This window comes from Photobacterium profundum, assembly GCF_003026285.1.
Lineage (GTDB): Bacteria > Pseudomonadota > Gammaproteobacteria > Enterobacterales > Vibrionaceae > Photobacterium > Photobacterium profundum.
Genome location: NZ_PYOD01000004.1, coordinates 396,749 through 422,109 on the forward strand (window position 1 = coordinate 396,749; position 25,361 = coordinate 422,109).

Annotated in this window: 16 protein-coding genes and 1 pseudogene; 9 read left to right on the forward strand and 8 right to left on the reverse strand. The window is 41.6% G+C overall.

Annotated elements, in window-relative coordinates:
* The first annotated feature begins 19 nt into the window (after positions 1-19).
* The 4 genes from C9J48_RS13885 to C9J48_RS13900 are packed head-to-tail and all read left to right on the forward strand — an operon-like array spanning position 20 to position 7,396.
* A complete protein-coding gene (locus tag C9J48_RS13885; RefSeq protein ID WP_006230231.1) occupies positions 20-1,723 on the forward strand; it encodes a type I restriction-modification system subunit M in 1,704 nt (567 codons plus the stop codon).
* Positions 1,713-2,969, forward strand: coding sequence for a restriction endonuclease subunit S (locus C9J48_RS13890; protein ID WP_006230230.1), 1,257 nt, complete (start codon positions 1,713-1,715; stop codon positions 2,967-2,969). Before C9J48_RS13885 ends, C9J48_RS13890 begins: the two co-directional genes overlap by 11 nt.
* Positions 2,970-4,169, forward strand: coding sequence for an SIR2 family protein (locus C9J48_RS13895; RefSeq protein ID WP_006230229.1), 1,200 nt, complete (start codon positions 2,970-2,972; stop codon positions 4,167-4,169).
* Positions 4,166-7,396, forward strand: coding sequence for a type I restriction endonuclease subunit R (locus C9J48_RS13900; protein ID WP_006230228.1), 3,231 nt, complete (start codon positions 4,166-4,168; stop codon positions 7,394-7,396). The genes C9J48_RS13895 and C9J48_RS13900 overlap by 4 nt, the downstream gene beginning before the upstream one ends.
* Positions 7,397-7,510: 114 nt before the next feature.
* Here C9J48_RS13900 and C9J48_RS13905 read toward each other — a convergent pair whose 3' ends face one another.
* From C9J48_RS13905 to C9J48_RS13920, 4 genes are read right to left on the reverse strand one after another with little or no spacing between them, the layout of a single operon-like run.
* Complete coding sequence (locus C9J48_RS13905) at positions 7,511-7,972, reverse strand: hypothetical protein (RefSeq protein WP_006230227.1); 462 nt, start codon at positions 7,970-7,972, stop codon at positions 7,511-7,513.
* Positions 7,969-10,098, reverse strand: coding sequence for a site-specific integrase (locus C9J48_RS13910; protein ID WP_107281166.1), 2,130 nt, complete (start codon positions 10,096-10,098; stop codon positions 7,969-7,971). Before C9J48_RS13910 ends, C9J48_RS13905 begins: the two co-directional genes overlap by 4 nt.
* Before the next feature lie 12 nt (positions 10,099-10,110).
* Positions 10,111-13,029, reverse strand: coding sequence for a hypothetical protein (locus C9J48_RS13915; protein WP_107281155.1), 2,919 nt, complete (start codon positions 13,027-13,029; stop codon positions 10,111-10,113).
* A gap of 11 nt (positions 13,030-13,040) precedes the next feature.
* On the reverse strand, positions 13,041-14,546 hold the full coding sequence (locus C9J48_RS13920) for a tyrosine-type recombinase/integrase (RefSeq protein WP_107281156.1): 1,506 nt from the start codon (positions 14,544-14,546) through the stop codon (positions 13,041-13,043).
* Positions 14,547-14,638: 92 nt separating this feature from the next.
* Here C9J48_RS13920 and C9J48_RS13925 point away from each other — a divergent pair.
* Both C9J48_RS13925 and hflX read left to right on the forward strand, forming a co-directional pair.
* Positions 14,639-15,601 (forward strand): annotated as a pseudogene (locus C9J48_RS13925) (ATP-binding cassette domain-containing protein); the annotation flags it as partial.
* A 192-nt stretch (positions 15,602-15,793) separates the two neighbouring features.
* Entirely contained in the window at positions 15,794-17,131 is a 1,338-nt protein-coding gene (hflX, locus tag C9J48_RS13930; RefSeq protein ID WP_006230222.1) for a GTPase HflX, read from the forward strand.
* Positions 17,132-17,214: 83 nt separating this feature from the next.
* On the opposite strand, the gene C9J48_RS13935 is transcribed toward hflX, so the two are convergent.
* Positions 17,215-17,592 (reverse strand): hypothetical protein, encoded by a 378-nt coding sequence (locus C9J48_RS13935; RefSeq protein WP_006230221.1) that lies wholly within the window; start codon positions 17,590-17,592, stop codon positions 17,215-17,217.
* A 395-nt stretch (positions 17,593-17,987) separates the two neighbouring features.
* Between C9J48_RS13935 and C9J48_RS13940 the strand changes: the two genes are divergently transcribed.
* Entirely contained in the window at positions 17,988-19,409 is a 1,422-nt protein-coding gene (locus C9J48_RS13940) for an FAD-binding oxidoreductase (protein WP_006230220.1), read from the forward strand.
* A 774-nt stretch (positions 19,410-20,183) separates the two neighbouring features.
* Positions 20,184-21,086, forward strand: a complete 903-nt coding sequence (locus C9J48_RS13945) for a S1/P1 nuclease (RefSeq protein WP_006230219.1) — start codon at positions 20,184-20,186, stop codon at positions 21,084-21,086.
* 117 nt (positions 21,087-21,203) lie between these two features.
* Here C9J48_RS13945 and C9J48_RS13950 read toward each other — a convergent pair whose 3' ends face one another.
* Together C9J48_RS13950 and C9J48_RS13955 are read right to left on the reverse strand one after the other, a co-directional pair.
* Complete coding sequence (locus C9J48_RS13950; RefSeq protein WP_006230218.1) at positions 21,204-21,680, reverse strand: hypothetical protein; 477 nt, start codon at positions 21,678-21,680, stop codon at positions 21,204-21,206.
* A gap of 206 nt (positions 21,681-21,886) precedes the next feature.
* Positions 21,887-23,416: a winged helix-turn-helix domain-containing protein gene (locus C9J48_RS13955; RefSeq protein ID WP_006230217.1), complete on the reverse strand. Its 1,530-nt coding sequence runs from the start codon at positions 23,414-23,416 to the stop codon at positions 21,887-21,889.
* Positions 23,417-23,702: 286 nt separating this feature from the next.
* Here C9J48_RS13955 and C9J48_RS13960 point away from each other — a divergent pair, with 286 nt between their 5' ends.
* On the forward strand, positions 23,703-24,203 hold the full coding sequence (locus C9J48_RS13960) for a GNAT family N-acetyltransferase (protein ID WP_006230216.1): 501 nt from the start codon (positions 23,703-23,705) through the stop codon (positions 24,201-24,203).
* Positions 24,204-24,388: 185 nt separating this feature from the next.
* On the opposite strand, the gene C9J48_RS13965 is transcribed toward C9J48_RS13960, so the two are convergent.
* Positions 24,389-24,886 carry a hypothetical protein gene (locus tag C9J48_RS13965; protein WP_006230215.1) on the reverse strand — a complete coding sequence of 166 codons (498 nt, stop codon included), beginning with the start codon at positions 24,884-24,886 and terminating at the stop codon, positions 24,389-24,391.
* Positions 24,887-25,361 lie beyond the last annotated feature (475 nt).

The window sequence follows — 25,361 nt, forward strand, 5'->3', positions numbered from 1 at the left end:
TAGATCAAGAAAACCTCAAATGAATCAAACAGAACAACAGTTCTTGAAAGAGCTTGAAGGCAAGCTTTGGAATGCAGCCGACAAACTGCGTTCAACTCTCGACGCAGCACAATATAAACATGCCGTACTTGGTCTTATCTTCGTAAAATACGTTTCAGATGCATTCAAACTACGCCAAGACGAAATCAAAGCAGACCTCGCAAACCCAGAGCACGAATACTACCTAGATCCCGTTGATTTCAGCGAAGAAGAGCTTTTAGAAGAAATTAAGATTGAACTTGAACAGCGTGACTTCTACACAGAGAAAAACGTGTTCTGGTTACCTATTGAGTCACGCTGGCAGTTCCTGCAAGACAATGGCCCACTAGTAATCGGTGGTGCTGAATTGGATGTCGACGGTAAGACGAAGAAAATTACTTCTGTTGGACACCTGATTGATAATGCTCTAGAAGGCATTGAGCGTGACAACCCGAAACTGAAAGGTGTTCTAAACAAGTCATACTCATCATTGAAAATTGACCAAGCTAAGCTGAATGAATTGATCAACCTGATCGCTACGATTCCGTTTGTTCACGCAGATCTAAACAGTAAAGACATCCTTGGTCACGTATACGAATACATGCTTGGTCAGTTTGCCCTTGCCGAAGGTAAAAAAGGTGGTCAGTTCTATACGCCTGCATCAATCGTAACGCTAATCGTAGAAATGATTGAACCCTTCGAAGGACGTGTGTATGACCCAGCAATGGGTTCCGGTGGTTTCTTTGTTCAATCAGAAAAGTTTATTGAGCGTCACGCTAACGAGAAGCAAGTGGATGCGATTACGCAGAAGCAGAAGATCTCTATCTACGGTCAGGAATACAACCACACAACATGGCAACTAGCCGCGATGAACATGGCAATCCGTGGTTTGGATTACGACTTTGGTAAAGAGCCTGCAAGTACCTACACCAACGTGCAGCACCCTGATTTACGAGCTGATTTCATCATGGCTAACCCACCGTTCAACATGAAAGAGTGGAATACGGGTGTTGATGATAACGATCCTCGCTTTAAGTATGGTCAACCGCCAGCGGGCAACGCCAACTTTGCGTGGATGCAACACATGCTTCATCACCTAGCACCAGAAGGATCTCAGGCGCTGCTATTGGCTAATGGCTCAATGAGTTCAACCACCAATAACGAAGGTACAATACGACAGGCGTTAATCGAGAACGATTTAATCGAATGTATGGTGGCGCTACCGGGTCAGTTATTCACTAACACCCAAATTCCAGCATGTATCTGGTTCCTAACCAAGAACAAAAAACCTCGTGTCGATAAAGCAGGTCGTAAGCTACGTGGCCGTAAAGGCGAAGTGTTATTTATTGATGCACGTAACCTTGGTTACATGAAAGACCGCGTATTGCGTGATTTCAGCTTTGATGACGTCAAGAGAGTTGCCGATCTATTCCATGCTTGGAAAACTGGCGAAGAAATTCATGGTGTCGCTTATGAAGACCAAGCTGGCTTCTGTAAATCTGCAACTTTAGAAGAAATCACCAAACATGACTTTGTTCTAACTCCGGGCCGTTATGTCGGCGCGGCTGAGGAAGAAGACGATGGTGTGCCCTTTGGCGAGAAAATGGCAACGTTAACCGCTAAGTTGAGTGAGCAATTCGTGGAATCAGCGACGCTAGAAGCTGACATTAAGAAGAACTTGCTAGGGTTAGGCTATGAACTGTAATTCTTTAGGTGACCTGCTAACAAAGGGATACATAAAAATATTCACAGGCCCTTTTGGAAGTGCCTTACACAAGCATGAATACATTGATGAAGGAGTACGTGTAATTCCAGCAGAAGCAATATTTTCTGATGGGTTAAACCCTACCACTTTTAATCATATTACTTTGGAAAAAGCTCAAGACCTAAAGCGGTATCGATTACAGAAAGGGGACATTGTTTTTGCTAGAAGAGGGGCACAAGCATGCGGTCGTTCTGCTTTGGTCGGAGATAAAGAGGAAGGCAGCATTGCTGGCACAGGTCTTATTTACTTGAGAGTATTGAAGAAAGATCTAGTTGTACCTGAGTATTTGCACTTGGCTGTTAGTTCCGCTAAAAGTTTAGCTTGGCTTAAAACCCACGCTATTGGGGCGACGATGCCGAATTTAAATAATTCGGTTTTGTGCTCTCTGCCTTTAAATTTACCAAGCTATGAGAAGCAAGTCGAAGTAGTTAATGGATATTATCCTATTATCAAGAAGATTAGGGTAAACACTAAGTTAAACCAAACATTAGAAGAAATAACACAAGCCATCTTCAAATCATGGTTTGTCGATTTCGATCCGGTGAAAGCGAAGATGAACGGCGAGCAACTAGAAGGAATGGACGAAGCCACTGCCTCGCTTTTCCCTGAAAAGCTAGTTGAATCTGAGTTTGGGGTAATTCCTGAGGGGTGGGAAGTTAAGGCATTCTCTGATTGGGTAAAAATTACCAAAGGTAAAAATATTACGAAAAAAACAATTGTGGAAGGTGATGTTCCTGTTGTTGCGGGTGGCTTGAAACCAGCATATTTTCATAATACCCATAATGTTGAAGGCCCTGCAATAACAATCAGTGCATCCGGTGCGAATGCTGGGTTTATCAATTTATACTATGAAAGCATTTGGGCTTCAGACTCCTCTTATATTAGTAAAGCAGCCACTCCTTTGTTTTTCTTGCAATATGTAGCTCTCAAATTCAACCAGAAAAAGATTTACGATATGCAAACGGGGGCGGCTCAGCCTCACATTTATCCACGAGATTTTGAACGCCTAATGGTTGTTGTTCCTAGTGATGAGCTGTGTCAAAAACTTGAAGAAATATTTACATCTTTCTTCGTAACTGTATCTAACTATAAGCAACAAAACATTGAGCTATCTAAGTTGAGAGATACCCTGCTTCCTAAATTGCTTTCCGGCGAAATCGAGTTAGAAACTCTGGGGATTCTATAGATGAATAAGCCATTGCATGATAGTCGCCATATCATAGAGAAAGTGGAGCAATATTTAGATACAAAGCTCCAAGAAAATGCAGAATTTAATGAAGAGTTGAACTTGAGTGCTTCGGTTGAAGTGTCGACTGAAGGCCCAAAAGTCAATATCACGAGTTTATCCGATTCAGATACTAAATTTCAGTATGATGTTAGCGATATACTTTACTGGGTAGAGCGTGATACCTATTTTGATGAATTATCAAAATGGAATGGTATTAAGCTCGAAGAAAAACATAGAGATGCATTAGATTTCTTAAAAAAATCTGAACAATTGCCAATGTTTTTAGATTTTGTCGATGCGATAAAACGCCAACGCGTTGCTCCATTTATTGGTGCCGGAGTCTCCCTACCTGCGGGATACCCTTTGTGGGGGAATGCTTTAGAGCGTTTAGCTAAACAAATGGGAGGAGATGTTTCTGCTCAAATAAAAGATGATTTAGATAACTATCATTATCTAGCGGTTGCGGAAACACTTTATCAGTACAATGAACATTTATTTAAAAATTTCGTCCAGACAGAATTTCGCCTTAAAGCCGCTCAAGAAGACGACAAACCAATTTTTCCTCCAATTATAGACCTTTTACCTCAGTTATCTAAATCTTGTGTGGTGACGACAAATTTTGATCGTCTTATCGAAAAGAAATTTGAATTAATTAATGGTAAACCTCTAACTGGTTATATGTATGGTAAACAAGAACAAAATGGGTTCGTCAGTCAACTGCTTAAAGGTGAGCAATGCTTGATGAAATTGCATGGTGACTCAGAGCAAGCTCAATCATATGTGTTTACTAATTCACAATACAGAGATGCCTATGGTGATACTGATATTGACTTCAAAAAACAATTGCCTCGTTCACTAAGGCAAATATATATCAGCTATTCTCTGGTTTTCATTGGCTGTTCGTTAGAACAGGATCGGACTTTAGAATTGTTTCAATCCGTAGTTGAACAAGGTCATTTTGAAATACCGTGTCACTATGCTCTTTTGGCAAACTGCGACCAAGAAAGTAAAGCCGAAAAAATGGGACGATTATTAAGCATAAATATCAAACCTATCTGGTACGAAGTTGTAGAGCAGGATCACTCCATGCTTGAAAAGATATTATTACTTTCTATTGATGTAGCTAATAAAAAATTCAGTTTGGGGAGCACTAGATGATCACCGAAGATCGATTAGAACAAGAATGCCTTCGATGGTTTATTGAGCAAGGTTATCAATACAAAAACGGCTACGATATTGCGCCTGATGGTAATACCCCAGAGCGTGAAGATTATCATCAAGTTGTTCTCAAGCAGCGCTTAATGAGCCAGCTAGAAATCATTAACCCTGAGCTTAGCGCAGAGGCGTTAGCTCAGGTAGTTAATACGATTTCAACACTAGAAACACCAATCCTCATCAAGAACAACCGAGTCTTTCATAAGTACTTGATTGAAGGTGTACCTGTTGAGTACACCAGCGTTGATGAAGATGGATGTACCATTTCTAAGCACACCCATGCTCATATAATTGATTTTGCTATCCCAGAAAACAATGAGTTCTTGGTCGTCAACCAATTTACTATAACGGGAACCAAAGGCAACCGTCGCCCTGATGTGGTGGTATTTATTAACGGTCTGCCTATTGCGGTAATTGAGCTGAAGAATCCAGCGGATGAACATGCTGATATTTGGAACGCATACAACCAGCTGCAAACCTATAAAGATGAAATATCCGATCTATTCGCATTCAATGAAGCGTTGATAGTTAGCGATGGTTGGACAGCGCGTGTGGGATCGTTAACAGCAAATAAAGAACGTTTCCTCCCTTGGAAAACCATATCTGCTGAAGATGATAAGCCATTACTAGAGTTTCAGCTTGAGACCATGGTTCGTGGCTTTTTCAAGCAAGATCTACTGCTCGATTACATTCGATATTTTGTGTTGTTCGAGACTGATAACGACAAAATCATAAAGAAAATTGCAGGTTACCATCAGTTTCATGCAGTGCGAGCGGCAGTAGAAGCCACCGTTCGAGCATCAAACACATCAGGTAACTTCCTAGAAACGACGACTCCTGCATTAGGAAAGATCAAACAAGGTAGTGGTAAAGCGGGAGTTGTTTGGCATACCCAAGGTAGTGGTAAAAGCATCTCTATGGTTTGTTATGCGAGTAAGTTATTACAGCAAGCCACAATGAATAACCCAACTATTGTGGTGGTGACAGATCGAAATGATCTGGACGGGCAACTCTATAACACCTTCGGCATGGCGCAAGAGACCTTAAAGCAGATCCCGCAACAAGCGGATGACCGTGACGCCTTACGTGAACTGCTATTGAATCGTCAATCCGGCGGCATCATCTTTACGACGATTCAAAAATTCGCTTTGCTAGACGAAGAAACTGAACACCCAAGATTATCGGAGCGAAGCAATATCGTCGTCGTATCCGATGAAGCGCACCGTAGCCAGTACGGTAATAAGTCGAAGATGGTTGAGATAAAGGATAAAAATGGCACGATAACGGGTCACAAGTTCGTATTCGGCTACTCCAAGTATATGCGTGACGCTTTACCTAACGCCTCATTTATCGGGTTTACAGGTACACCTATAGCTATGGATGACAAAGATACTCGTGGTGTCTTTGGTGAATACGTATCTATCTATGACATTCAAGATGCTGTCGACGATGGTGCTACCGTTCCTATTTATTATGAATCACGTCTTGCCAAGCTCGATATTAACCAAGATGAGATTGAACAACTCAACTACCAAGTTGAAGAAGAGATTGGTGAAGACGAAGAAACTGCCGATCGTGAAAAGGTTAAATCTCAGTGGGCAACGTTAGAGAAGCTTGTTGGTGCAGAGCCACGTATCGAGCAAGTGGCTAAAGATCTTGTTGAGCACTTTACGACTCGTACAAGTACGTTTCCGGGTAAGGCCATGGTTGTGGCAATGAGCCGCGAGATTTGTGTTGACCTCTACAACGCAATCGTTGCAATTAAACCGGAGTGGCATCATCCAGATACCGATAAAGGCGCGATAAAAATTGTGATGACAGGCTCTGCTTCCGACAAAGAGAAAATGCAGCCTCATATCCACGATAAGAAAACAAAGAAACTCTTTGAGAAACGCTATAAAGATACCGATGATGAGCTGCAATTGGTCATTGTTCGAGATATGTGGTTAACAGGCTTTGATGCGCCATGCTGCCATACAATGTATGTCGATAAGCCGATGAAAGGCCACAACCTGATGCAGGCAATAGCCCGTGTTAACCGCGTGTTTAAAGATAAGCCGGGTGGTCTAGTCGTCGATTATATCGGTATTGCCAATGAGCTTAAGAATGCGCTTAAAACCTACACCAACAGCCAAGGTAAAGGTCAACCAACGGTTGATACGGCAGAAGCGTTCGCAGTGCTTATGGAGAAGGTCGACATCATTCGTGGTATGTTCGCAACCCCCGTTGATGGAAATGTTTTCAATTATCGACCTGACTTTGAAACGGAAGCACTACGATTACTTCCGGGAGCCGTGAATCATCTGTCTGGTTTAGCCACTCCCCAAAGTAACGGTAAAGAACAACGTGATGGTAAACGCCGTTTTCTTGATGTGATGGCTGCGTTAACGAAAGCCTATTCACTGTGTAATACTATGGATGAAACACAAGGCTATAAGAACGAAATAGCGTTCTACTCAGCAATCAAAACAGCGTTTATCAAGCACTCTACGGTAGATAAAAAACGTACTGATGAAGAGCGTAATACAGCTCTGAAGCAAATCCTTGATAATGCAGTAATTGCTAATGGTGTTGATGATATCTTCAATATGGTTGGCTTGGATAAGCCAAATATAGGCTTATTATCGGAAGGATTTTTGGAAGATGTTCGTAACATGAAAGAGAAAAACCTTGCCGTTGAGCTTTTAGAAAAGCTTCTGCGTGATGAGGTGAAAGCCCGTATGAAAAACGATGTGGTTCAGGAGAAGAAGTATTCAGAACGTATCATGTCGACCCTTAAGAAATACCATAACCGTAGCATTGAGACGGCACAGGTTATTGAAGAGCTAATTCAATGGGCGAAGGAGATGCAAGAAGATGCCGCACTTCTCGATAAACTGAACCTTTCGGTGGATGAAATAGCATTCTACCGAGCTTTGGTTGAGAACGAATCTTCTGTGCGTGAACTTGGTGACGATAGCCTGCGTAACCTTGCTATTGAGTTAACTCATCAGCTCCGAAAATCTGCGACTGTTGATTGGCAGAAACGTGAAAGCGTACGTGCTCGAATGCGCAACCTTGTTCGCCGATTACTGCGCCGTTGGAAGTACCCGCCGGATGCAGCAGAAGAAGCGATTAAATTAGTGCTTGAGCAAGCTGAAGTGCTGGCAGATGGGTGGTATGCTGCTTAAGTAGAGCAAAGGCAAGGTGTTAAAATCTTGCCTTTTAAGTATTTATTCAGTGCAAATTATTATGTTTGGGGTATTGGGTTGTTTATTGGGGCATTCTAGACCAAATGAACGTTTTCATATGTCTTCTTTTGACCAAGATCCTTTCAATACCTTACCAGTATTCGGGTCACATTTGAGATACCCCTCTGTATGTGCCAGTAAGTTTGCTAGATCATGAGCATTACTGCAGGTGTCATCATACGCTCGATAGATTTCTCCCATCTGAGCTACCATAGTAGCCATAGCATCAGAGTCACTACCAGCTTCTAGTTCGGCAGAGAGCTTCTCGATTTTAGTTTCTAATCTCTTGATTTTTTCAGCTTGATTACGGATAAGCGCATCTTTATCAGCTTCAATATTCTGCTGTTTCTGACGGTCTTTCAGTAACTTGATTCTCGCATTTAGCTCAGGGTAATGGCGTAAATTGGCCGTAGTAGTACCAGCACGTTTAGCAACGGCGTTAGGGTTAATCTTCGCACCCTCTTGGAGCATTATTTCTAGGGCAGTGTTAAGTTTGGCTTCAGTGGACTGTCTCATGCTCTCAATTCCTCAAGTGATTGATCTTTCCCTGTTTCAACCTGTTCAATAATCATCCGAGCGGCTTTAACTGTTGCACGCCATGATTTAGCTAGTAACTGGTATGGTGCCTGCTGTTCAGATGTAGCCTTTTCAAAAATGTTTAGCTTGCTTAGAGCGTAGCTTTCCATCGCTTTCCAGTGCGGTAAGTGCCGTTTACTGACGAGGTAGTTACCACACATAACACAACCGGTCGGAACTGCTGCATTCTTGATCTTACAGTCCTCCCCCCCTGTGCATAGACCATGTGGCAATCCCCTAACTCCTTTAAGGTGTTTAACCAAGAAGGCTTTGTATTGTTCGACGTCTTTGAAGTGCAGCGTCTTCTTTCTTGTAATCGCAGTATTGCCATCACTGGCCATGTCAATATTAGTAACACTAATTTCAAGTGCTTCAGCGGCCTTAACCCAGCGCTGACCACCGCCGCCGGACAGACGATGTACTTGAGCTTTTGCCGCCAACTCTGTTGCCAACTTCTCCGTGACTTGGGCATCAAACCCCTCAACAACATTCAGTAGGTCTTCTATGGTTTCATAGCCGCGCTGCGCATAAACCATGGACATAGCTGAAGACAGATGCTTGAACTGGTACTTGATATCATCGAGGTCACCAAGTCGGTTAGCGATAATAAACCAAGCGAAGGTATGTCTAAACTGATGTGGAGTTAGGGTGAACTCGTCTCCGTGCTTATAGCGAGTGCGACGCTTCTTACCCAGCATTCCCCGATAGTTGCAATTAAGCATATCGAGTTGTTGAATATCGCGTTCTGACAGCTCAAAACGGTACTCTAGGAAGCTGAATCTATTTTCCTTACCTGGAGTACCTTTTCTGGACCCTACTTTTGGTTCACAATTATCAGTAAAGCGTACTGATCTCACACTAGGTATCACACCAAACAACTTGTCCTGTTTCATCCCATCTTCTAAATGATATATAAGATCTTGTGTCATTTCGTCCCGATGGTATTCTAGAAAGACTTTTGCACGTGCATACATGGACTTATTGTAACGGGCTAGTAAGCTCACAGCGCGGTATGCATCTTCATTGCTAACCCAGTTCAAAGTCATCTTGCCAGGGGTCGTCTTAGAAAGGACTGACTGGATATAGAAACGGTCATCACGAGATTTTGCGGCATTGTTTTTTAACTCACCGACTTCTTGATTGCGCATGCCTGTAAATGTAAGTACCTGTAAAAAAACATCTACTCTAAGCCTCTTAAACGACTCATAAAGGCATTTGAGCTCTTTAAGGATGGTCTTATTATCAGAATGGTAACGGCCCACATGACGCCTAATAACTAGACTTGAGTTATATGCTAGTTGTGATGCGAATTTCACCTTGCTTTCTGCAAGTACATGAATAAGGCGTTCGTTAGCCTTCTCCCACTGAGGGAGTAATCTTTCAGCCTCCTCAATTCGCTCTTTTGATTGCTGTATCACTTGCTTAAGTATCCCTGTTGGGATCACTGGGTGTGATGTGCTGTAATCTTCACCCTCAATACTAGGGATAGCATCGATAGCGTCATAAAAGATGGTTGCAGTATTATCACAGATCAATCCGTAGCGGTGAAGGAGCGGCAAGCTATCTTGAATCGCTTTGCGTGATGATAAGGTTCCCAGTAAGTCCATACCGTTCTCGGCATTATTCGCTATCAGAAAGTTATTCAGCAGCTTTCGCTGAATAATACTAGGGATCTGGTCAAACTGCCGAAAAGAATCGTAGTTCCTCTCGCATAGAAACTGAGCAAACTTATTGAGCGGGTTGAGAATTCCGTTCGTCGATGACCACCTAAAGCCATAGTCGCCCTCAATGAAGCCAACCCTATGATATAGAATGGCTAAAGACTTCAGTTCATAGCTAAGTAAGCGTGAGCCCCTAAACGGTATTGAATTGTCTTTTCGTCCTTTTCCTTCGTACCGTTCGTCACCAAAAGTGACGTCTTTAACAAAACTTAACTTTCCTCGCTCAGTGCGCCACAAATCGCACTCATCTAGTTGTTGGTACTGCTCTAAAGATAGTTTTTTCAATTTCACTTGCCCAACAGAGTCAATATAATGCAACTGGTCGATAAGATATGTAATGTCCATTCGCGTTCCCATTTATTGCATCATACTCGTCGTACTGGCTAACGCCCAGTCTGGGTGGATGCCGTGATCATCTAAGTAATCCTTTGCTGCTTGGTGGCAGCCCGGATTAATTGCGTCCATATCAGCTAATACTTCATCTATCCGCTGCCGAAGCAGGTAGACATATTCTTTTTGCAGCCCCGTATTAAGTGATTCACCAATGCTTGACTCCATATCAGCAATCACGAAGTCACGATATGAGAGAAGCCGATAGCCATGCTCAACATCTGCGATGCCGCGATAATGTTCACACCACAAGCAGGCATTGAAGTCGGCGCAACGCTGGCTCTCTTCAATACCGAGCATCTTGAACAGTGCATGATGTGTCTTGTTATAAGCTCGCGCCTGTGCATCATTGCCTTGCGAGGCACATTTACCATTTGGCGTCTGCTGCCAGTACTCCTGTGTTTCCGTGACAATCTGGATTTTTTCAACAATAGGGCGACCATGGAAATAATCCCCCATGACAGAGATGGCTTTCGACAACGTTTCTTCGGTAGCATTGCCGTCGAACTTAAAGTAGTGCTCCCGAAACACTTTCCAAGAGTGATTTCCCACAGCCTTGTATTTGCTGAAGTCTTTAGCCACCTGACGATAGATGAAATTCAGGCCTCCTTTTCGGATTTTGGTCGGCGAAAAGGGGGTAGGACAGCCATTCACTTTCAATAAGTCATTAATGCCGGTTTTGTAGCCCCCCTCAGTTAATTTCTTCACCCGACCATTAGAATGCAGCCCATCATTAAATATCATCAGCGATTTTTTGAACGGGTGTGTATCTGACAAGCTAGCTCTGATGTCTACCGATAACTCATCCATGATAAATTGAAGATCCCTGATCACCGCCAGTACCTCCTGACCGACCTTGACATCTTCCTCTAGTAACATTTCCACTTCAGCTCCAGTGTCAAAGCGATTCCATTGGGTCTTATACCCTGCACGTGGCTTTAATAGACGTACCAAATAAGAACGTCTCCCGGCAAACTCAACTTCAAAGAGATCGTCTACCTCTAAGTTAAAAATAGGTGCCATATTCCAGTTAGTCTTCAAGATTATGCGTGCTACTCTCAACCATAACTGATGCAGGCGAGACAAGTTGTTTTTTGCCAGTATCAATTCAATGTGAAATGCCAGCTGCGTAGCTTCATCCAGCGTGTAATAGTCATCTGTTTTTTGCTGCTTACTGAACAGGTCAGCGCGTCCCGCATCAATTGGGAAGGAGTCAACCCAAGTAAAACCGAACAGCGCCGAAAAGTCTTTGAGTCCCTTTTGTTGAGCGTGAGCCGTGTCTGAAACGATATCGCCCGACTTGAAACGTTGCTGAATTCTCTCCAAACATTTCTTCATAATCCTATGATTATTGAGTGAAAGAGCTTTCGCACCCTCTGTCGCTAGGGTGCCTTTTTCCTGAGCAGTGAACAGTTCCTCACAGTATTCAAAGATTGGTTTCAAATTCCGGAAGAAGCTATGGACTGAAATATTGGCCAAACCATCATGCTCCATAGAACCTAGCATTCTCTCTTTGGCCTTGACTAGGTCATGGCCAAGAGCCGGATAATTCTCGTATATATACCGGATTGAATAAAAGCGAGCGTCAGTCGGGTCACCCTCATGGGTAAACTCAAGATAGAAAGGGTAATATCGCTGGATTCTAACTTTACTACCTACCAGAAATGACAATAGACCCGCAAGCGCTATATAAGATTTCACTAAACTTTTCTTACCTATTGACGGTTGAATCGATATCTCTTTTCTGATTTCGGAATTTCGATCTTTTAATGATTGCGTCATTTCCCAAAACCAGCGCAGTAGCTTACCTTCGTTCTCTAAGAACGCTAAAGCTCCCTTGTCATTAATCAGTTGACGATCCTCTGTGTCAAGCTGGCCTTGAAGTTCAAAGAGCCTTTTACCTACGCTTGGGAAATTGTACACAAACTCTTTCGGCGCAATACCCATTTCAGAAGCCTTGCACCTTTCAGTAATCCGTAGCAAATACTCCTGAGCTTGCAGAACCATCTTGGGCGAAATCAAATAGACCGCTTTCAAATCGTTTGTAATACCAGCGAACTCAATATGGATGGATTTCGCAGTGGTTGGGAGACCATATCTATTGGGACCCAGAATGCTCGGGTCACATTCTCGCAACAACACTACTAGTCCGTCTTTATCTTGTTTTGAGGTGCAGGCTTTGAGAGCGGCGATGCAATTATCAAAATCAGAGGCAATATATCGGAGACCCTCTGCCAACAATCCCACCTTGGTTTGTTTGTTTTTCGCGGCGGTTAGCAGGCCGCTGACAGCAGCGTTAGTCTTTTTTATGGCCAGTTCAGGCCTTTTATGTGCTCGTGCATAACGAAGCATCAGAGATTGGCACTCTAACATCAATTCACTCGAAATTTGGTAAAGCGGAGCTAGCGTATATACTTTGCCCTGATCCAATAGTCTAATGTAACTCGGAGCGATCAAACTGGGATTGTCCTTGAACGACCTCAAAAGATACTGAATAGCCTCAGACAACTGCGAAATAGGCTGGCGCCCCCAGGCTATCCCCTTACATATAGCGACTGCCTCCGTGCATTCCTCAATCTTCATCCAGTAGCCACGCTCTAAGTAAAGCGCTTGAAGCCCTTGCTCAAGCAAGGGGGCAGTATCATTACCCAACTTAACCACTAACGTAGGCAGGTTGTACGCAAATATCCTGAGATGCTTAAGTGTAATTGATTTTTCATATGCCCAACCATCTTCATAGCCTAGGGAGCGCAGTACAATCAGATATACGTCAGTAGCTAGCTTTCTAGATACAGAGTTAATCATATTGAGCATCTCTTCATAGGCAGCAGGGCAGTGTTGGAAAGCTACTGTCTTAACTACAATGTGAGGTGTGTTTTTTGTCATTAGCTGTCCTATCACTTAACGAGAACTTCTGTTTCTTTACAAAGTAAAGCCTGCAGTGGCTTGTACATTTCAGTTATCCACGGTGCAACAACATTGCTGAACGCACAGTCCGTTTTAGCGAAATTGAGGTAACGCTTTGAAACCTCAAAATCGTTATGCCCAAGTTCACGAGTCAGCGTCACCTTGATAAAGTCATCAGAATACCCTGCTTCAAGCATAAAACTGGCTAAGTAAGTACCAAATGTCGCTCTAAGATCATGGAATGTTCGCTTCAGAACAGATACACCTTTCTTTTTTTGTTCAGCTCTAACCATGGAGATCACGTTACTGACGCTGCGCTTTGTTATCCGGTTTCCCGTATTGTTAATGAACACCGGCAGTTTGAAGTTAAGACCGTGCTTGACCTCATATTTCATACGACGCTTTGCGTATTCATCTGTGTTAACGAAAGCCCAGAGCTTTCCCATAAGTTCCCTGGACAAAGTGAAACGGCGCACTTTATTACCTTTTGATGATAAGAGGGTGATCTTGAACTGCTTGCTCTGATCGACGCCAGGGTTATGCAGATCGGCATAGTTTAGTTGCACTATATCCATTGTCCTAAGTCCGCAGCGATAGCCCAATTCGGCCCAAAGACTATAATTATCTCTCTTTAAAGTATCGCTATTGATTAACGAATTAAGTTCAGCTAGTGAATAGGGTTGTAGCCCTTCCTCTGGCGACGATTGTTTCTGGATGATCTTTTTGGGGAGCACTAAGTTAGTTGTGAACACGGGAATCCCACTCTTCTTGGTTCGCCCACTTCCCATACCAAATAACAAATTTCCTAAGCCAGAGTCGTTGCTACCGGACTGTTTATTACCGCGCTTGCGCACAACTTTTTTGATGTGCTTGAAGGGGATTGATTGGATACGATGGTTTTTCCACGCCCATTCATAAAATGTCTTAACGACTTGGATACGGTTGCTTGCATAACCATAAGAAAGTTGGCAGGACTCCACTTTATCTATTAGGTCTCTACGAAATCGCCAGATGGGCAAAGGCTCCAAACTCGGCACGCGCTCATTTAAAGGCTCAGACAGAGATTCAGCCCAGTCCACGTCATTGTCGATGAGCCAGCGCAAGAAAGCAGCCAAGTGCTTTGCTGAAGTCTCCACCGTTGCTATGTCGATTCGAGCACCCCGGGCCGAAGCTCTGGTCGCCTCAGACTCGACCATATCGCTGCGGCTCTGACTATAATTTCGCTTGATAGAATGTTGACCGATATAACGATGGATTAAGAAAAGGTTCATTTCCAATACATCTGCAAGCCGAGACGGAGAAACAAGCAGTGGGAACTTTTCCACAATCTCATTTTTTCTGTACTTAACAGTCCGTAACTTTATATCGGGTGCAATTATTCTCATCTGATACTCGCCCTGGTCATCTATGATGAACTCTGGTTGACTACCGAGGTTAACCCTTGTCGGAACTACTTTGACTAATGCTTTTAATTCTGTGGCTTTCTTCGTTGACATGAGGCCCCCATCTGACTCTCTGAGATTCTCTATATAGTATGATTTATTTAGTTTAATCAATATGAAGGTTTTACCAAAAATTGAATGTGAAGGTAGGTGGTAGCGATGTAATCAACGGTACTATGTCGTCTGGTGACTTAGGTGCTTTTGTCTTTTATGCGATCATAGTCGCTTCTTCATTGGCGACTATTTCAGAAGTTTTAGGTGAATTACAACGAGCCGCAGGCGCGACAGAAAGGTTAATGGAAATACTCCAAGTAGAAAGTCATATTGTGGCTCCTAGCCAAAACATCACTTCTCCTCAAGCGCTGTCTGCTGAAGTCGCGTTTGACGATGTCACTTTCCACTATCCTTCAAGGCCAGACCAAGCTTCTGCTAAGCATCTAACTTTGACAGCCAAAGAAGGCAAAGTTCTTGCGCTTGTTGGCCCTTCAGGTGCCGGCAAAACGACACTCTTTGAACTATTGCAACGCTTTTACGATCCTCAATTTGGCAAGGTCACACTAGGTGGTGTCGATATTCGTCAGTTTGATCCACATGAACTACGCAAACAAATGGCACTTGTACCACAACAGCCTGCGCTATTTAGCCATGATGTCTTCCATAATATTCGTTATGGCAACCCACAAGCGACAGATGAACAAGTTATTGAGGCGGCTAAAAAGGCACATGCACATGAGTTCATCATGAATTTACCTGAAGGGTACAATAGTTTCCTTGGTGAGAGAGGGGTAAGGCTTTCTGGTGGTCAACGTCAGCGTATTGCCATCGCAAGAGCCATTTTAAAAGATCCGAATATATTATTACTTGATGAGGCCACCAGCGCGTTAGACAGCGAGAGTGAACACCATGTTCAACAGGCTTTGAAAGAGTTGATGCGCGGCAGAACGACGCTAATTATTGCTCACCGACTTTCAACTATTCAACATGCCGACCAAATTGCAGTATTGGATCAAGGGCGTTTAGTTGATATTGGTGAACATAAGTCACTACTGAAAAGTTGTGACTTATACCAACGCTTGGTAGAACTACAATTCAAACGTATGACTAGTTAACGCGCGACTGTCTTGCCATTAAGTAGGTACTCACTTAATGCTAACACCACGATGTGCAGACGATTTATCGCCAACTAAACGAATATCTGTATTTAGTATTCTATTACTCTATAAAGCTTACCTATAACAGCGTAGGATCAAGTAACTTTAGATAAGACCAGGTTTGCACTCAGGTGCACGAAGATAAAAATCATGAAACTAACAGAAAAAGCATCACTTACTAATGCTTTACTTATTTCTATTTGCACACCGCAATTTAAAGGCGATGAGGCAAAAGACTCACTTGCAGAACTTGCTCGCTTGGTGACTACTCTAGGGTTTAAAGTCGTTGGCACGCAGTCGCAAAAGCAAAGTTCGACCCAAAGAGTGAATGTTTTGGGAGCTGGTAAACTGGCTGAAATTGCACACCTCACTGGTAATCAAGGCTCGGTTGATGATGCAGATACTGAAGATTTCTTTGATGAGATAGAATTTGAGGATATTCCTTCAGAAAACCTGCCATTTGCATGTGCTGATGTGGTGGTATTTGATTGCGATTTAAGCCCATCCCAGTTGCGTAATGTGGAGAACCAACTAGGCGTACAAGTGTATGATCGTACGGGGATTATCATTGAAATTTTTAGTCGTCATGCTCGTACCCGAACTGCACGATTACAAGTTGAAATGGCTCGCCTTAATTATGTCGCACCACGACTTAGAGAGTCTACCGTTGGTGATAATGAACGCCAAATGGGTAAAGGCGCAGGTGAAACAAACCTAGAACTAGACCGCCGTAAAGTACGTGATCAATTAGCTGAATTAAAGCGTGAGCTGGCTAGTGTTCAAGATGAAATGAAAGGTCGACGTACACAACGATCTGAACTTTTTTGTGTTGCTTTGGTTGGTTATACCAATGCGGGCAAGTCATCAATGATGCGCGCAATTACGGGCAGTGAAGTATTAGTAGAAGACAAGCTTTTTGCAACACTTGATACAACAGTACGAGCGTTGTACCCAATCACTCAGCCTCGAATCTTAGTGTCAGATACCGTCGGTTTTATTAAAAAATTACCTCACGATTTAGTTGCTTCGTTCCATTCAACTTTAGCAGAAGCGCATGATGCTTCATTGTTATTGTATGTGGTTGATGCTTCAGATTCTTCTTTCCGTACACAACTGGATGTTGTACACGAGGTATTGGAAGAAGTGGGCGTTGAAGGGGCTAAAAAACTACTGGTACTAAATAAATCAGATCAATTGAGTACTGAGCAACAGCAGGCATTGATGGAAGAATTTCCTGATGCAATGATGACGTCAACCCGTAACCCTCTAGATATCGCTAAACTGCACAAATATATCGTTGGCGTTTCTGAGCATGGGATGATTGAAGATGAAATCATTGTTCCTTATACCGCGAAAGGTATTATCGGTGAAATTCGCTCTAGCATGAGTGTGACGAAGGAAGAGTATGAGTATAGTCATATTAAACTCACCGTCCGCTCAAACGCGATTGATTTAGCAAGGTTAAAAAAGTTGATGCTGAATTCATAAAGAAGAAAGTGTGAAGCGCTACCGCCTTAATATAAAACCTCTCACTTTCGGTTGTTATTTAGCCTTAATTGAGAGGTTCTGATTTATCCTTTATTCAAATCTTCTTTCATTTGAATAAAGGGATTGATGCTGCTTAACCCAACTATTTTTGTGTCGTTAGCAATATGAACCGTCCATGTTGCGCCGTTGCATTCCCAAGTAACGTCGCTGACTTGATCTGCTGTGACCTTTACATAGTTTGATTTAAGAAAGCGGAATAAATACAGCGGCATGTTGATCAAATTCGTTGGTCTATTAAAAATTAATGGAACAAGATAACTTTCACGATCGCCAGCACGTAACGCTTTTAATTTTATAAGCTCAACGCCGTGCCCGTCATATAATTTTATAAATAGTAATACGAGAATTACATAACAAATGAACGTAGCTATAGCATTGAATATACCCAATAATTCTTGCATTTTTCCTCGCTTAGAACCTAACGGTTTGATTAACTGTCATACCACTTACTTTCGTATTCTCTACTATCACAAAATTAAAAAAACGCGCAGGTGTCTCATAATATAAAGAAAGTTGTTACTGATGTGCATCTACATCGATGTAGCAATGCCAGCCACCCTTAAGCTATTTGCACTTACTTCTTTTAAGTAACAATTTTGTTTATGTGAAGTTTTAGTATTTGAATCCCCAAGCATGGCTGTTAATCAGATTTTGTGTTGCTGAATCTAGGCGTCGTCTACACTCATTGTTGTAGCAATCAACCTGAAGCAATGATTGAGATTTACTCCCAACGATTGCTCATTAGATAGGCTGGCGTATGCACCGTGTATGTGCCAAAAACTATGGGTAAGTGATTATGGCTGAATTACAAGTTCGCTCACTTGACGGCGAAATGAAAATTCTAAACGATGAGGTATTAAGCGAGTTTCATGGAAGAGTTCGGGGTCAGGTTATCATTCCCGGTGATCCTGATTACAATGAGGTACGCCAAATATGGAATGCGATGATCGACCGCCATCCGGCAGTGATAGTCCGTTGTACAGGAACCGCAGACGTTCTCTATGCTATTCAATTTGCTAAGCAGCATCAGTTACTTACCTCAATTCGAGGCGCTGGTCATAATATTGCTGGTAAATCTCTATACGACGGTGCATTTTTAATAGATTTAAGTAATATGCGGTCTGTTCGAGTTGACCCGCAAGAACGTATTGCAGTTGTTGAACCCGGGGCGACACTCGGTGATGTTGATCATGAAACCCAAGCTTACGGTTTGGCGGTTCCAGTTGGTATTAACTCTACGACAGGGATTGCAGGGTTAACGCTTGGTGGGGGCTTCGGTTGGCTAAGCCGAACATATGGTATGACGGTTGACAACCTTCTTGCCATTGAAGTGATAACCGCTGATGGTAAACATCTGCGGTGTGATAAAAATCATCATGCTGACTTATTTTGGGCTTCTTGTGGAGGTGGCGGTAACTTCGGTGTTGTCACATCATTCGAGTTTAAACTGCACGCTGTTGGTCCTGAAGTAATGTCCGGTCCAATCGTTTTTCCTTTTGAGCAGGCTCATTCGGTATTGCATGCATATCGTGACTTTTGTGCTAATTGCCCTGAAGAGTTGACTGTATGGGCCGTTGTTCGCGATGCACCGCCATTACCTTTTCTTAAACCTGATGTACACGGTACTCGAGTATTGATTTTGGTGGCTCTTTACAGCGGGAACATGGAAGCAGGTAAACAGGCACTGGCTCCGTTACACCAACTTGGCGAAGCGATTGCTGATGGTTTTGCACCACATCCATTTGTTGGATTTCAGCAAGCTTTTGATCCTCTATTAACTTCTGGTGCTCGGAATTACTGGAAATCACACAATTTCACGGAATTAAGTGATGGATTGATTGAGCAGTTAGTGGAGTATGGCTCTAAATTACCAACGCCACAGTCAGAGATCTTCGTTGCTCAAATGGGAGGGGCAACAAATCGGGTCGCACCTGATGCCAATGCATATCCTCACCGTGACGTTGAATTCATCATGAATGTACATACGCGTTGGGATAATTCGAGTCAAGATGGCACTTGCTTTGAATGGGCTCGTGAGTTTTATGATGCCACTAAGCCCTTTGCCACTGGTGGAGTATACGTAAACTTCATTAGTGAAGATGAAGATCGCGTTCAAGGAGCATATGGTGCCAATTATGAACGGCTTGCCGAGGTCAAGGCCAAGTACGACCCCGAAAACTTCTTCCGATTAAATCAGAATATTTCACCTAATAAATAGGTTAAGTTCTACTACTTCATCACGATCATACGGCGTTGCACCAAGAACGTGTGATGCCGTATATAACGCCACCCAACCGATAATTTAAATGCCACATTAGAGAAATTGTTTTTTTAATGCTTTCTCCAAACCTTACCAGACACAATACTAATAAAAACTAGTCAGTCAAGATAAGTGAACAGAAGGTTCTATACTCTGCTATTGAGCGATAACTCATTTAAATCATTGGGAGTAGTTATGTATTTTGTGGTATCTATAATTACATAATAATACTTTGATTGAGTATGTGATTTTGGATGTCAGTATATGGAAGTAAAAAGACTAGTTAGAGTTTGGGGAATTATTTTGCTACTTTGTTGCTGGTGGCTTGCAAGCGGGTGCCGACCCACAAGCGGTTATTCATCCGGATAAAATAATGTCGACACTGACTTAGCTGAAGTTAATGTATTATCAGAACGCCTGATAGGCAAGAAGACTCAACAGATGGAAGCAATGCTGACACCGAAAGAGGGTTAACCCAAAGCTTGATGGAAGAATAACCCGTAATGCCACTAAAAAGCTTTGAGTATCGCTCGGGGTTTTGTTTTCTATATATGTCCCTGTTATTTCCCTTCATGTTTACTATGCCATGTGCTGATTGATTATTAGGCGAAATGTATAGAGTTAATCGATTGCCTAAGCAACTAGATTCCTAATTGGTATATTGGGTTGACCTTACCGTTCACGGGGTGCCTAATTACACTAATTTTGTAAGAAAGTGTGAATGAGGCAACAATGAAAAATACATCGCTTATCGCAACTGCAGTAGCTTCACTTGCTCTGCTTCCGAATGTTGCCCATGCCTGGAATTATCAAGGGCATGTTACCGTGGCACAAATTGCTTATCAGAATTTGGATACAACAACCCGTAAGCAGGTTGATGTACTGGCGGCAAAGGCTTACCAGTCGATGCCTAAAGATATTCAACAAAAAATGGATAGCTTTGAAGGGGCGAGCCAATTTGCCAAATTGGCGATGGTGCCAGATTTGATCCGTAAGATTCCGGCTGAAGATATTTGGGCACAAATGGGTGAAACAATTCCAGTAAGCCTGAATCAGTGGGATGAGAAAGAAACGGGCGCATGGCATTATATAAACCAAGCTTATCCAGCAACGAGCCAGTGTAATTTCACTCATACACCTAATATTAAGCTTGTTGCTAGCTACCTTTTTGAAGATTTTGAACAAAACCCACAAGCTGCCAGTATGATGTTCATGAGCCATGTTGCAGGTGACTCACATCAGCCAATGCACTCTATTTCTCAGAGCTTAAATCAAAATACATGTGAAACGGACTTAGGTGCCAATAAGCATACGTTAGACGTTCCACAAAAAGATCTGCATCATTTGTGGGATAGCGGCATGGGTCTGTTGGATATGGAGCACAATATCAATGATTTTGCGACGGATCTTCAGTTGGCATACCCAAGAACGACAATGACGTTAGGCAAAACAGCAGATGTTGATTTATGGGTAGCAGAGAGCTACCAGTTGGCTGATTTCGGTTACAGTGTAGCAATTGATGCAAAGCCATCGGAAGCTTATTACAGTAAAGGCACTGAGCTTGTGAAACAGCGTATTACTCTGGCTGGTTATCGTCTTGCTGACGAACTAAACTCGGCTTTAGCTCAAAAGTAATTTCTATCAGTTATTTTTAAAATGGAAAAACCTGTTCTATAAAGAACAGGTTTTTTTATATTATTTAGTAAATCCGTTTATAGTTTTTTTATTCTATAGTGCTTGGATAGTTGAGGATTACTTGCCTTGTTCATTACGAATATACATAACAGCAACCATGCTAAAGCCCATGAATTGCCATAAGTACTGGCCATCACTTGCGCCAGATATTGTTTGAGTAAAAGCCATGAAACTCGCTACTAATAAAGAAGAAACAGCAGCATAAAATAACCAAGGGCGTTCTTTATTACTCATGAACTCCCCATTAAGCACTGAACGAATAATTAGTACAAAAGGTAGACACTGCAATAAAATAAGGATTGGGAACATGAAATCAAATGTAGGACTTAGAAAAATATGACCGACCTGACTTTTATCCCAAGTACCGACAATATATCCTTTCCATCCAGCCCATGTATCACCAGAGTAAGCTGTTTCTGGTGTCACTATACCAAGTAATACACCCATTACTTTATCAATGAATCCATTTTTAAACCAGAATGCAAATAAGAAAATTTGTAATGGAACAACTTGATAGGCCACTTTTTTCAACATGATATTTTTACCTCAGAGAAACGATAGTATTGGTTTGCTCTGAATTATGGTGACCCACGGCAAGGCTGACGTTGATGCAAGGCAATATATACCAGGAACAAACAAAAAACAAAGATGCAAATACAAAGTCAGTAAAGACAAATTATCAACTACAGACGTTAATCCCTTATAGTCAGAGGGATTAACGTCTAGGTTAGTGGATGTTGTTAATTCGTTTCTTTTACGGTTTGTAAAAGGTTTGTTTTTTGTAAAGAGTCCATAAGATCAAAGAGTTGCCCGTTAACTTCTTTTTTCATTTCGGTATAGCGCTGATAATGATATGCGGCACCGCGTGGGTTATCAGCTTTCTTATCAACAACACTTAACAGGTAATAACTGATTGGACTTGGCGTGCTCTCTGCTGCATAGAAAAGATAAGGGAATGCTTGATCATTATGGTCATTTAATAACAGGGCTAACCCTAGGGTCAAATTCGCAATATCACAACGAGGGTTCATTTCAAAAGCTTGTTTAGCGAGTACTAGCGCCTGTTTTTTCTGAATGTCATTATTTGATTTCAAATAATGTAATGATTCAGAATAAGATAATAATGAAGATACAAGATAGTTGCCTCGGCCTTCTACTTGAATAATATTTAATTTTTCAGTAACTTTATCTAAAGCTTTTTTACCTTTCCCTTGATAAAAGAGTGAAATACCTTCTGATATCACTTTCCAATCATTGTAATCTGTCACTGAGGTAACGCGGTGATTGGTTATTTCGTAACCTTGATCTGTTGGGGAAATAATTGTTTTTAATTCTATGATTACATCACCAATGGAATTAAAGAAGTCTTCTTTGTTAAAGGTCTTTTCAATTTTGGTGTTTAATGCAGGCTGCTGATTATTTTGTAATAGGACTGTGAGTGAATATCCGTCGTGGCTTTTTTTGATCCAGCTTTTGATCTCAATGCCTGTTTCTGAGAGTTTTTGTTTTGCTTCAGGGGTTAATTGGTCAAAGTGATAACCCGAAATAGATTTCGACGAATTAAGACCATAGAACAAGTAATTATAGACACTTTGCGACATTTCGTAATCTTGCTCTGTATCAAGATTAATCTCGTGAAGGAAAACGGGAAGCACACCTTGTTGTTGTGACTTCGCTGAGGAGTGCGACGATTGTTGCCATAGATAATTCGATCCTAATCCTAGCCCACTGATTGTTAGTAATACTATAAAGAGAACTGATTTTTTTATTCGAGTGTGGCGCGGGCGTGCTGTTGCTTGCTGAGTTGCGTGAACCATTTGTTCTTTTTGTAATGCTGACTCAGGTTGTAATCTTGACTCAATTTGTATTGCCAGTTGATTATCTTCAGCAGAATTTTCAGTCGCTAATATCGAATGGTTAATATTTGTTTGAGGGGTGTAATTCTTAGTCACTTCTATATTAAATAGGTAGCCTTGCTTGGGAATCGTTTTAATGATCGAGTAGGGGCGAGTTTTGTCTTGAAGTTGGCTGCGAAGCAAGCTGATGACTTGACGCACCAGATTATCTGATACATGGCTTCTATCCCACACTCTATCCGCAATTTGCTGCGCATTGACAACATTTCCCTGCTGCTCAATAAAAAAAGTTAAGAGGCGAGCCTGTAAAGGTTCTAAGTGGATATCTTCACCATTGATTGTAATTTGATTTTTGTCAGGCGAAAAAATAATGGCCGGCTCTTGATGTAATGTATAGCGGACAGTGGAAGTCATGGGAATTCAGTAGGCTGAAAATAACCTCGTTAGCCTAGTATTTTTCAGTCATAAAAGCAACAGCTTACCTTTTTAGCCTATTGTTAAAATACAGTTGCCACTTAAATCCTCTTTTCTATAGTGAGTACGACTTTTCGATTTTAGATAATAAAAACGATGACAATATGGAGATTACTGAACATTAACACGACTACTCTATATCTATTTGTTTAATAGTGATTTTCATGTAGGATTCTGTGCGAATTAACTCGATTATCCAATCACCACTTAAATAAAAGCAAAAAGAATGAATTTGATAGTTAGAAAAGTAAAAAGGGAAGATGCTCTAGGCATTATTAATGTACTCAACCCTATCATTACGGATGGACGCTTTAGTATCCTCGATACTATCTTCTCTGAAGAAGAGGAAGAGCAATTTATCGAAAACTTCCCTGAAAGAGGCGTGTTTAATGTGGCATTAAACACTGAGGACTCTAGGGTTGTTGGCTTTCAAAACGTCGAGCCTTTTGCTAGTTATACTCGTGCTTTTGACCATGTGGGAATTATTGGTACGTTTGTAGATGGGCAATATAGAAGACAAGGAATCGCGTCGAGTCTATTTGATGCTACGTTTACAATGGCTAAGTCTCTGGGGTATGAAAAACTGTTTGCCTATGTGCGTGATGATAATGAAACAGCCTTGAAAACATACCTAAAGCAAGGTTTTGAAATTGTAGGTAAGGCTAAGAAACACGCGAAAATTAATGGTAAATATATAGATGAAGTATTGATCGAAAAGTTTTTGTAAAACGTCATATCAGCACTTGGTGTATGTTAAGTAATCTTCAGGCGATTCAATCAGCGCCTGTGTACACCAAAATGGTTGTGAGAATGGTGCGCCGCAATTTCCTAGCACAATACCTTGAAGTGCGCGCCCCATTCCATCTATAGAATCACTTATTTCCTAAGAGGAAAATAACTAAACTATACGGCCTAATCACGATCAACTGAAAGAGCATGGTAGGCATCACTAAATCCAGAGCCAGAAACACATAGTGAAATACTGTTCGGGTCGTTTTTCAATTCTTTGGTTGGCTTGATGCAAACAAGCGACTGGTTTTTGAATTCATTAATCACATACTTACGCTCACGTTTAATAACCGGGAATAAACGTACAGTGTTATTACTGATACATTGATACGCCATATTTATACGTTTTTTATTGATTAAATATGCACCAGCGGAATCGTATTCACCTACCTTGCCACGACATGCTTGGCTTTGAACGATAAAGCCAACATTTAGTTCTTTAGATTTTGCGATTTGATAGATCTCAGCTTGCTTAGGCAGTTCATGAGTTACTTCTTGTGAAACAAATGTCTGGTATGTATCGGAATAAAACCAGTTACCAAACTTAGTAGTTGAAGCTTGTGATGCTGTAGAAAAAACGACAACAAGTGTGGCTAAAATATGTGAAAATTTAATATTCATTCTACCTTACTTTCAAGCAATATTTTTGAATGCATATGCCTGATAACAGTGAAATAACTGCTTATTCTTGCAATTACTTATTCAATTAAATGTAATATGACTACCTGCATATATTTACTCTGTGAGAGCGTTTATTAATCGGTTCGAGATCCGAGAATATGCAGTTGCAAATCAATTACGCTCTTCTCCTGAAAGTACTTTCATAAGTGAGTGCAATCCTTAGCGAGCCGGAGATGATACAGTGATTGTCACCAGTAATAAAATAGTATTCAGTGTTTTTTATTAAACCAATAACATTCAATATGTAATTTATGGCTTATGTTTTCATGATGAAATGTTAAGGTATTGTTGCGACTCTTGGTTATTCCTATATATCTTTAATTATTTATATTCTACATTAATCATAGTCCTTTCACTTACCTCATCTTATTCTTGGTATCAACAATTATGTTTTTGTTATTATCCAGTTTATAGC